Consider the following 9,729-nt stretch of genomic DNA (forward strand, 5'->3'; position numbering starts at 1 on the left):
CTCTCGACGATTTTCGTAATATTGCATGGCTTTCCGTGGTTTCCACGACCGCTCACGGCGCAAGGACCGATGGCGACAACCGATTTGCCGACATGACGGCAAAGGTCGGATGTCTTCATCCACTCTATCTTGCGTCTGTCGGGTCATGGGGAACGTCGGTGAAAAGCTCCGCCCTGTGGGCGGGGACTCCTGTTTCGGGGCGCTCGCGACGCGAGGTGCCGCCGAAAACCGGCGTGGTCAGGGGATCTGCTTCCGAGCTACCCGGTCGATGGACTGGCCAGGACGTTCGCATGGGACCCGTAGCCCACACGGTCGCCCCGCTCGGCAGGAAATTCCGGCATGCCGTCCATGGCCCCCTAGAGCGTCAGTCTGACCGCCATGTGATTCGCCACACCACCGCCATGCATTTGCTACAATCGGGCATCGATCTCTCCACCATTGCCATCTGGCTGGGCCACGCAAGCATCGAGACCACACACAAATACATGATGGTGGCGGATATCCAACTCAAAGAGCGGGCCCTGGCCAAAACCGCCAGCCCCCAGGGCGCCGAGTGGTCGCTATCAGCCATCCGACGATATCCTCGCGTTCTTGGCGGGACTCTAGCAGGCGTTATGTGCTGATGGCGGAGGCGGCCCGTCTCCGCCAACAGCACATAACTGGCTAGAGCACATAATTTCGTCCAATGACAAAGGGTTTAATACTGCGCTCCGCCCGTAATCCCAAACATAGGATTACAGGCGTTATCCGCAGGAATATAAAATCCTAAGGGTTGGCGGTAACCCCCGTAATCTGAGCGATTGACGTTGCCATCCTGAGGATTATCTTTACCCTTCAGCACCCACAGAGGATACTCATGGTAAAAATTTCAGGAGGGTTACCATGAATCGATGTGGATACCGTGAAGCTGTGGAGCTGGCGCTCCCCCGCACCGTCACCTCGCACGGGTGTTGGGAAAATTGCTGTCGTCGCCATCCACGGAGTTCGACGGCCTGAGCCTGAGCGTCCATGCCTCTACCATGGAGAATGGGTCCGCCGACGACAGTACCTCAGATGCTCCCTACTCATTATCGGCGGCTGAGGGCTCACCGAACGCGCCACTAGTGACCTAAAAACACGCATGGTAACCATTAAAGGGTCTGAGGACTATCTTTCCATCCGGCTCCGGTGAGGGGCGCCACCACCAGCGTCTCGGGGTGAATAACCCCTTCTTGAAGAAGGTGAGGGACGACCGATAGGGCCGCCACCCCCGAAGGTTCTATCCATAGCCCCTCCATCGATGCCAGGAGTGCGACACCCGCTCGAATCTCCTCTTCACTTGCCGTCATCGCTAAGTGCTTTTGTCCTTGTACCGCTTCGGACTTCTGAATCAGTTCCAAAGCGTGCTGTCCCGAAAATGCCACCTTCAATCCGGAGGCCATCGTCACCGGTCCCGCTCGATAAGGCACGTAATCCAACCCAGCCCGTACAGCCTCTGCCAGAGGACACGCGCCCTCTGGTTGTACCGCAATCAGTTGGGGTACGTGGTCAATCCGACCTTGTCGCCAAAGGCGAAGATAGGCCCGCCCCTGAGCCACCAAGTGGTCTCCCCCACCCGTCGGAATGAGAACCACATCGGGGGCTTTTCCCAGTTGATGCACAATTTCTTCCGCAATCACTTCAAACCCTTGCATGATGGCCGGATTGACGGGTTCCCAATAAAACGCTAAATAGGCCTCCTCTTGCGCGGCCGCCTCTTTGAGCCACTGAATAAACCGCTCGCTAGGCTGGTTAAAGAGCTCCGGAATCCTGCGTATTTCCGCTCCATAGGCCTGAATTTGCTGAAGCTTGCCCTGAGGGGCATCGGGATCCACCAGCACAATGGCACGGATGCCGGCTCGAGCGGCATGCGCCGCCGTAGCCGCGCCAGCGTTGCCACTCGACGCCGTAATAATGGTGCGAAATCCCTGATGTTTTGCCTCTCGAATCGCCACCACCGCTCCCCGGTCCTTAAATGATCCTGATAGCCCCGTGGTTTCGTTTTTGAACCACAATTGCGTGAGACCCCAGTGCTCGGCCAATCGCTCTGCCCGCACGAGCGGCGTCAGAGGCGATAATAATTCGGGAACGTGATTTTGCACTTTCATCCCTCCTGCGTAATTAGTGACTGTCGTCCCCTAACAGTCGCGAGACCTGTGTCCCAACGATCTAGCCCGGATCACCGCAGTTAACCCGACACACTCGGAGGTAAATCAGCATCCGGCGTCTCGCTGCTAATCAAGCCGGCATGGTTAAGCAGATCGGGAGAGCGACGGAACAGTCGCCACAGTAAAATGCCGCCGATGACTAACCAGCCCACCACCAGATAGGGCGGAATGTTATCGGGAAAACTCGGCACTGGGAAAATCGAAAAGTAAATGGGAAAAAGAAACATGATGCTGGCTAGGACCGGAATGACGCCATGGACCACCCATCGGAATTGCCCGATTTTATGATAATACCGTGTGAGCGAGGTGTTGGTCATGATGTGAATGAGTAAGTTCGATAGAGTCACCAGTTCCGCCAAGAAGAGAAATCCACTGAACGAGCCGAGCCAAAACCCTACGGCTGTCATAATGATAATGCCCGCTATCGATTGGGCATGAATGGCGCGATTGGGCGTCTTATAAATTGGATGGGTGTCCCCCATCGAACGCGGTAGGACGATTTGATCGCGACCCAAGGCAAACAACACGCGTACTTGGGCGTTGGTGATGGCGATAATGGCTGTTAGGGTACTATTGATAATGAGAATCGTCAGCACCCAAAACCAAAAGAGCCACGACGACGAGAGTACGCTATGCACCAAGTTCAGGAGCGGAAGAGGCAACGTCGAATAACTCCCCATTTTCCCGACTCCCCATGCCACCGTGGTGGCATATCCCACTAAAATCAGGACGAAGCCAATAATCGCAAGAGAGATAATCACGGCCCGAGAAATGGACCGGCCCGGATTTTTCGCTTCCTCCCCCAGTGTGGCCGAAGCCCCATATCCCGCGAAGGAAAAGAGTCCAAAGATCATCCCTAGTCCAATACCACTCCATCCGGTAGTGGAAAATCGGGGAGTAAAGGTCGCTAAGGTATTATGGCTTCCCGCCTTATCGATCAACAAAATGGCCAAAACCACCAACGCCACGATTTCGATGACCCCCACGATCATGGAGTACACTAAGGATTGCTTGATGCCCCGATAGGCAATAAACCAGACAAAGAGTGCCGCCACCATCGAGAAGGGCCACCACGTCCAAGACGCCAGCGTGACATTCAACCCCACCTCTAATAAGGCGCGTACCACATAACCAAAGAACAGCACCAACGCTGGGGCATTAAGCCCTTGATACAAGAGATACAACCATCCGGTATATGCTCCCGCATACGGACCCGCTCCGCGCGCTACCCACGTATAGTACCCGCCAGCACTTGAAATCTTTTTAGAAAACTGAATCAAGGTATTCGCGCCCAGAAATGAGGCTAAAAGAGCGAGTACGATGGCCAGCGGCATGGATCCGAGAGCATACGCTGCAATGGCGGTCAAACCCGATACGACGGTCCCGGTTGGACTCATTTGCGATGCCGATTGGAAAATCACGTGAATCAATCCAAGGGCATTTCGTGCCAGACCGGAAGAAGACTTTGCCTGGGACATAGCCAATCTCCTCTCGAGACACGCAGTGCGTGTCTCAATAAAATATTTTATCACTGATAAAATCACGCTCATATTAACAAAATCAGATACTTGGGTCAATAAACATAATTCGCATATTCCACGCATTCCGTAGTTGGTCCATCGCGAGCACTGTGCTGAAGCGTCACAAAACCTCAGGATGAAGCATCATCATGAAGCGCCTTCTTCTTGGGAATGGATCGCACGCATGCTTTAGTGCGAGATTCTGGCTCTCTATTCCGGGGCCTCCTCAATGCGTCAGAACCATCCTTGACCGTCACCGTACCGCGCCACTTTAAACGGAATAGTTTCGACTGCCGTGGCATTGTCATCATGAGGTCGCGCAATCAGTGCCATAGTTGGGTCGTCCTCAATTTTTGGTCTTGGCAATAGGGGCTCTCTAATGGACTGGTGTCCATAGCATGACCACCAGAAAATCGTGGCAATGTCAAAAAAGCGGGAACGATTCCATCCTTGTTAGTGTTAGCATCAAAAGCCGGTGTAGCACTCGGTCCGGAGGCCACACCCCTGTTACATTGCTCACCTCCTGCCCCAGGACACATCTTTGGAATGCACCGAAGATCTGTAGCCTTGTCCCACGCGCGACATGCTATAGGGTGTTTTTATACTGCCGAAATGCCGGTGTGGTGCCGAAAAGAAGCGTCCTAACCGCCATGGCGGGGGTTTTCTTAGCCGTTCTTGTCGCATGATCCGTCAGCAGCTCCGCTGCCTCAGCGACGACGCGCCCTATCGTCACCACACGACGCTATCTCGTCAATATCGGCCCGTTTCATTGCTATCGCTTTTTGCTGTGCCACGTCCGGTGACGCCATAAATCATCGGAGGCCATGGAACTCGTCAAGACCGACCACATTCACTAACCCGGTCGATGCATTAACGATCCGTAAAATGATTCGCCGAGAAGTGGCACGGGAAGGGTTGACCCGACCAACCGAATTGAAGGGAATGAACTTCCACATCATGGCTATCCAATATCACAATCTGGTACGAAAGATAATACCCGAGGCCTTCGCCTCGCAAAACATATTTGCCTCAGTGGTATCGACATCGGCCGAAGTCATCGCGCCTGTCGATTTGTGGCCGATCATCCGGATCAACGGCGTTTGATAGCGATGAGAGACCTTACTTAGCGGAGGTGCCGTCACGCAAGCCGACACCATTTTATAGAGTTGCTTCTTGCAGCGGCCCCACCTGTCATTTCCATCCGCCGCATGTGGCTCGGGACGTTTCGATGTTCCGCGGCCTGTTCCGGGCACCCTTCCTGAACCACGCGTTCGGGCGCCAAGGGCGACGGGCTTCCATAAGGGCGGCTCCGTCACGGCTCCGTTGGGCTCTTGAACGGCGCAGCTCTTGTTCACGCGCATCTTTTGTCTCGTCTCCTTTCACCCTGTCTGCTATCATCTCGCATCTCCTCAGAACGCACGCCGCGGAAGGGAAAAGATGATGGTAGATGAACGCCCCCAAAAGAGGAGTCGTGTCGATCGGTCGCGAATAGGTGATCGGCAGACCCGACACGAAAGCAGATAAACGGGCCATCCCTAAGGAAATACCAAGGAGGAATACCCCCATTAAACGATATCAACGACTCGGTACCATCGCCCTCAGCGTGACCCTCGCCGGTACCATGTGGCTTGGATCGGCGCCGGTCTATGCGCAATCCATTACCCCGACTGCTCCCACGGTGACGGTCACCCAAAATGGCGTCACCTGGACCCTGATTCAGAATGCCGATCAATTGGCCTATGTAGACCAAAACCCAGCCAATTATCTCGATGCGGATTTAGCTCTGACCGGCGACATTGACATGACCGGTTACGCATGGACCCCATTGGGGAGTTCGAAATCCTCCCCCTTTTCCGGAATATTTTATGGACAAGGCTATACCATCACAGGACTGACGGTGACTTCGTCCTCCCGGTACGTAGGGGTTTTCGGGGTTAGTGACGGAACCATTGAAGACCTTCAAGTATCCGCCTCCGTCACCGTCACCGTATCACCCAGCTTTGGCTATAACGGGGCACTAGTGGGAGTAAATGAAGGGACGATCACCCACAGCAATTCCGCCGGTTCCGTAACCGCATCTGGGCAGCAGGCCCAAACAGGAGGGCTCATCGGTGAAAATTTCGGCGGGACCGTGGACGACAGCTATTCAACCGCCACGGTGACGTCAACGGGAACCGACGGCGCCTTCAGCGGAGGGCTCGTGGGTCGTGATTTCCCCAATGGAATCTCCACTGGTTCCATTTCCGACTCGTATGCCACCGGTGCCGTCACGGGACCTGAGCAGTACGCTACAAACGCTGGGCTCGTGGGTTATAATAGTGAATCCGCCATTACCGATAGCTATGCCACCGGCCCTGTCACCGGATCGGATGCCACAAACGCTGGACTTGTGGGGAGCAATCAGGAGGGGACTATCTCCGACAGCTATTTCGACACCACGACCACAGGTCAGTCCGTCGGCATCGCGGAAGGAACGTCTACGGTCGGCGCAACCGGCGAAATCACCAGCGCCATGCAACAGGAAAGCACCTATACAGGATGGGATTTCTCCACCGTCTGGAGCCTCTCGTCGACCGTGAATGACGGCTATCCGTCTCTTCTCCCGGTGGTGACGCCTTCTCTCCAATTCCCGACCCTCACCGCCCCTTCCGTTGCCGTGAGCGGCTTCTGGAGCCCGCAAGCCTTTTCCCAAATCGTCTGGGCCGCCTCCAATACCACTGCTCAGGCCCCCGCGAACTGGACCCTCACCTTTCTCAATAGCAGTACAGGCTTTATGACGATTGGCAGCGCCATTACCCTCCAAGCGCCACTCGGAACGCAGTGGCCCGCTTCACCGAGTGATTATGTGTTGAATGGGCAGCCCATCTCCAGTGTGACCGTAAATACTGCGGGCAGCGTCACGCTGGGTGTCCCGACCTATATTGCGCCCGGATCCACGGTGACCGTCACGATAGCGAGCGTGGTAAATCCCTCCGCTGGCACGTATGCTGCGACAGATAGTGGCGTGAGCATGGGCATTGCGGGGCTCTCAATGCCGGTCGGCATACCGACACGTGGCTGGACGTTTACCTCAACATCCTCGTCGTAGCCCGACTATGGTGACTCACGGGTTTTGTCGTGATGGTAGCTGGATCGGACTGACGAATCGTCTCACCGAGGTTCATGAAACCCACACAAAAGCCGGGGTTCCCGACCTTCATGTCGGATGTATCCATTCACCAAACCATTTAAAGTCGCCGAGAGGGGATCCTGGTCACCAGGTATTCCCGATTGTGCGACCGATCCCTGCTTCGGGAAAAACAGGCGCCTTTCCAACGTCGCCCGAAACAGGTGGGCATCGGTGTGGTGGAGCATTAAACCAAAAATCGCGCCACGCGCATCCGGATTAAATAGAGGCGTCTTTTCTCCTAAAAAATAAGAGAGGATAAGTACACCGTTACTACCCGAAGATATGGCGGCTGCCTGACGGTCCAAGTCCGGCAACATCGCATCCGTAGCTCTAAACCATGGTAACTCCGAAGTACATTAGACGCAATTATTTGTTTATTTTTGGTCGGAAAATTCCGATGACCTCGTGGGTCGACCGCGGATGTTCAGTGATATGTTATAGCCTTCCGAACTCCTTTCGATCGGGCAGATCATCAGGCCCTATTGCCGGCAAGTCTGTGTCTCCGGCACCCATCCAGCAAATTACATAATCATGCACATAAGGAACAGCAGACGGCCGCCGAGGTCTGCCCAGGAAGATCCCGTTCATGGGTGGAATTCGATTGTAAATCTATGTAATATTTTGTGCAAAAGCAATACTTGAACCAACTGTCAGTTGCCACACCGGAAACCGACAGATGAGCTAAAAGACTGCAAGATTCTTGGGGACCACTTATTGAGTTAGTCACACTCCGATGCCTTTATAACACTTGGCAGGGTATCATCACATTACTATCCAAACGGGTGTTCACGAATGGCAGTGTTTTAACTGCTTCTCCTCCGTTTTTTAGGCCAGTTAGGATACTACCACGAAACTGGCTACTGCGACTTCCTATGCTTATGCGTTGTAACCTCTCTCATAGCTCCGGAAACGCATGTCGAAAGTCTCGACCCGCTCTGTGACGTTTGGCGATGTTAGAGCCTCAGATCAGAATTTCGGCGGCATCAGCGACAAATGACTTGCCCCGACTACAGATTCGCGCCTCCCGTGACGTTCAGCGCTTCGCCTGTCACGAACCCCGAGTCCGATCCCACCAAAAATCCGACAACTCTTGCCACATCCTCAGGCTCCTCAATTCGTGCCAGTGGTGTCAGTCGGATGTATTCATCCAACACCTCCTGAGGACTCATCCTCCGCAACTGTCCTTCCCATTGAAGTTCCCGTTCTTGCATGGATGTGCGCACGTAACCGGGACATATCGCATTCACCCTAATGCCATAGGGGGCCACCTCAAGCGCCACACTTTTGGTAAAGCCAATAACCGCCCACTTAGAGGCGGCATAGTGAGCTAATAATGGCACTCCCTTCACTCCAGCCATCGAAGCGGTATTCACAATGACTCCTCTTTTCCTAAGCATCATGCTTGGAAGCAAAGCTTTCGTCATAAGAAAAATGCCCTTGATATTCACATTAAAATTGAAGTCCCACTCCTCTTCGGTTAGGTCTACGACGCGTTGCATAGTCGAGACACCGGCGTTATTGCAAAGCACCTCGACGGCACCTTCTTTGTCCAGCACGTGTTCCACCGCATCCGCTATGCTGGCCGAGTGGCTGATGTCCATCTCTACGTAACCAGAAACAATTTCTTCTTTCAGTAGGTGATCGGGCTTTGACAAGTCAAATACCCACACCCGATACCCATCGGCATGAAGTCGACGCGAAATAGCCTCACCTATTCCACTAGACCCTCCGGTCACAATAGCTACACGTTCCATAAAAGCACCCCCCGAAATTTTAAATAGAAGCCATCACATCAGGTCTTTCGTACGCTCATACAGTTCCCGATACCGATAATAGCCCTCGTCATAGATGGCGGTGTTGGCAACTATGGGTTCATGGTGCACCACTTCCGTGCGAATGACCTCCAACACGGAGTGGCCCGGGAACAGGTGTGCTCCCATTGCAGCAACAATGGCAGCCCCCATCGCGCTACCAGGATGGTCAGGAAACGCTATAAGTGGTTTCCCCAGACAATCCGCCGCAATTTGCCGCCAAAGGGATGACTTTGCGCCTCCATTAGTAGCAAATACCCGTTCGATGGGGAATCCCGCTAATTCTAAAACCTCGACGTGATGGCGAAACCCATAAATTACGCTTTCCAACGTCGCCCGAAACAGGTGGGCATCGGTGTGGTGGAGCATTAAACCAAAAATCGCACCACGGGCATCCGGATTAAATAGAGGCGTCTTTTCTCCTAAAAAATAAGGGAGGATAAGTACACCGTCACTACCCGAAGATATGGCGGCTGCCTGACGATCCAAGGCCGGCAACATGGCATCCGTAGCCTTAAACCGTTCCAACATCCAGCGTACGAGCGACCCACTCGACGCCATACATCCATTCAATAAATACTTTCCCGGCAAATCATGTCGGTCAAAATATAATTGGGGATGAAACGCTGGCTGAGATGTACAGTAAAGGATATCGCCAGCGCCGCCGAATTTTATCAACAGATCCCCATTTTTTTCGACACCAGCAGCCAGTGCAGACGCAACATGATCGGCACTTCCTACAATCACAGGAATACCGGCTCGAAGGCCCAACTCCGATGCCATGTTCGTCGTCAAGGATCCCGCCACCGCCAGAGGGTCTTTGACCGCTCCCAACCACCCAACAGGAATCTGGAATCGGCTCAGATACTGATCCAACCATTGATTCGTTCGAACATCAAAACAACCACTCTCAACCGCCCAGTTCGCTTCGATAGTATAGCAACCAGTAAGAAGGCCTCGAATGTAGTCATAACTTCCGAGCACATGGGCCGTCTCTTCCCACACATTAGGCTCATTGCGGCGAATCCATAACAGCTTAGGGA

9 protein-coding genes are annotated in these 9,729 nt (G+C 53.8%); 2 read left to right on the forward strand and 7 right to left on the reverse strand.

Going from position 1 to position 9,729, the window contains the following annotated elements; all coding sequences use genetic code 11:
* Window positions 1–623: tyrosine-type recombinase/integrase (locus ACOJWD_RS00815; protein WP_486991318.1), on the forward strand; the 623-nt coding region annotated here is incomplete at its 5' end.
* 74 nt (window positions 624–697) lie between these two features.
* Here ACOJWD_RS00815 and ACOJWD_RS00820 read toward each other — a convergent pair.
* The 4 genes from ACOJWD_RS00820 to ACOJWD_RS00835 all read right to left on the reverse strand — a co-directional run bounded on the left by ACOJWD_RS00820 (window position 698) and on the right by ACOJWD_RS00835 (window position 4,442).
* Window positions 698–841, reverse strand: a complete 144-nt coding sequence (locus ACOJWD_RS00820; protein ID WP_486991319.1) for a hypothetical protein — start codon at window positions 839–841, stop codon at window positions 698–700.
* A 289-nt stretch (window positions 842–1,130) separates the two neighbouring features.
* The gene (locus tag ACOJWD_RS00825; RefSeq protein WP_486991320.1) at window positions 1,131–2,120 is read right to left on the reverse strand and encodes a pyridoxal-phosphate dependent enzyme; all 990 of its coding nucleotides are present in this window, start codon (window positions 2,118–2,120) and stop codon (window positions 1,131–1,133) included.
* An 86-nt stretch (window positions 2,121–2,206) separates the two neighbouring features.
* Window positions 2,207–3,664, reverse strand: a complete 1,458-nt coding sequence (locus ACOJWD_RS00830) for an APC family permease (protein ID WP_486991321.1) — start codon at window positions 3,662–3,664, stop codon at window positions 2,207–2,209.
* A 628-nt stretch (window positions 3,665–4,292) separates the two neighbouring features.
* Complete coding sequence (locus ACOJWD_RS00835) at window positions 4,293–4,442, reverse strand: hypothetical protein (protein ID WP_486991322.1); 150 nt, start codon at window positions 4,440–4,442, stop codon at window positions 4,293–4,295.
* Window positions 4,443–5,198: 756 nt separating this feature from the next.
* Here ACOJWD_RS00835 and ACOJWD_RS00840 point away from each other — a divergent pair.
* Complete coding sequence (locus ACOJWD_RS00840; RefSeq protein ID WP_486991323.1) at window positions 5,199–6,794, forward strand: GLUG motif-containing protein; 1,596 nt, start codon at window positions 5,199–5,201, stop codon at window positions 6,792–6,794.
* Between the two features lie 62 nt (window positions 6,795–6,856).
* Here the strand turns inward: ACOJWD_RS00840 and ACOJWD_RS00845 are convergent, their stop codons facing one another.
* From ACOJWD_RS00845 to ACOJWD_RS00855, 3 genes are all read right to left on the reverse strand, one after another.
* Window positions 6,857–7,192, reverse strand: coding sequence for an FGGY-family carbohydrate kinase (locus ACOJWD_RS00845; RefSeq protein WP_486991324.1), 336 nt, complete (start codon window positions 7,190–7,192; stop codon window positions 6,857–6,859).
* A 690-nt stretch (window positions 7,193–7,882) separates the two neighbouring features.
* The gene (locus ACOJWD_RS00850; protein WP_486991325.1) at window positions 7,883–8,629 is read right to left on the reverse strand and encodes an SDR family NAD(P)-dependent oxidoreductase; all 747 of its coding nucleotides are present in this window, start codon (window positions 8,627–8,629) and stop codon (window positions 7,883–7,885) included.
* 33 nt (window positions 8,630–8,662) lie between these two features.
* Window positions 8,663–9,729 (reverse strand): FGGY-family carbohydrate kinase (locus ACOJWD_RS00855; protein WP_486991326.1); only part of this gene is annotated, 1,067 nt, incomplete at its 5' end.

It is taken from the genome of Sulfobacillus sp. TH-112, assembly GCF_057473405.1.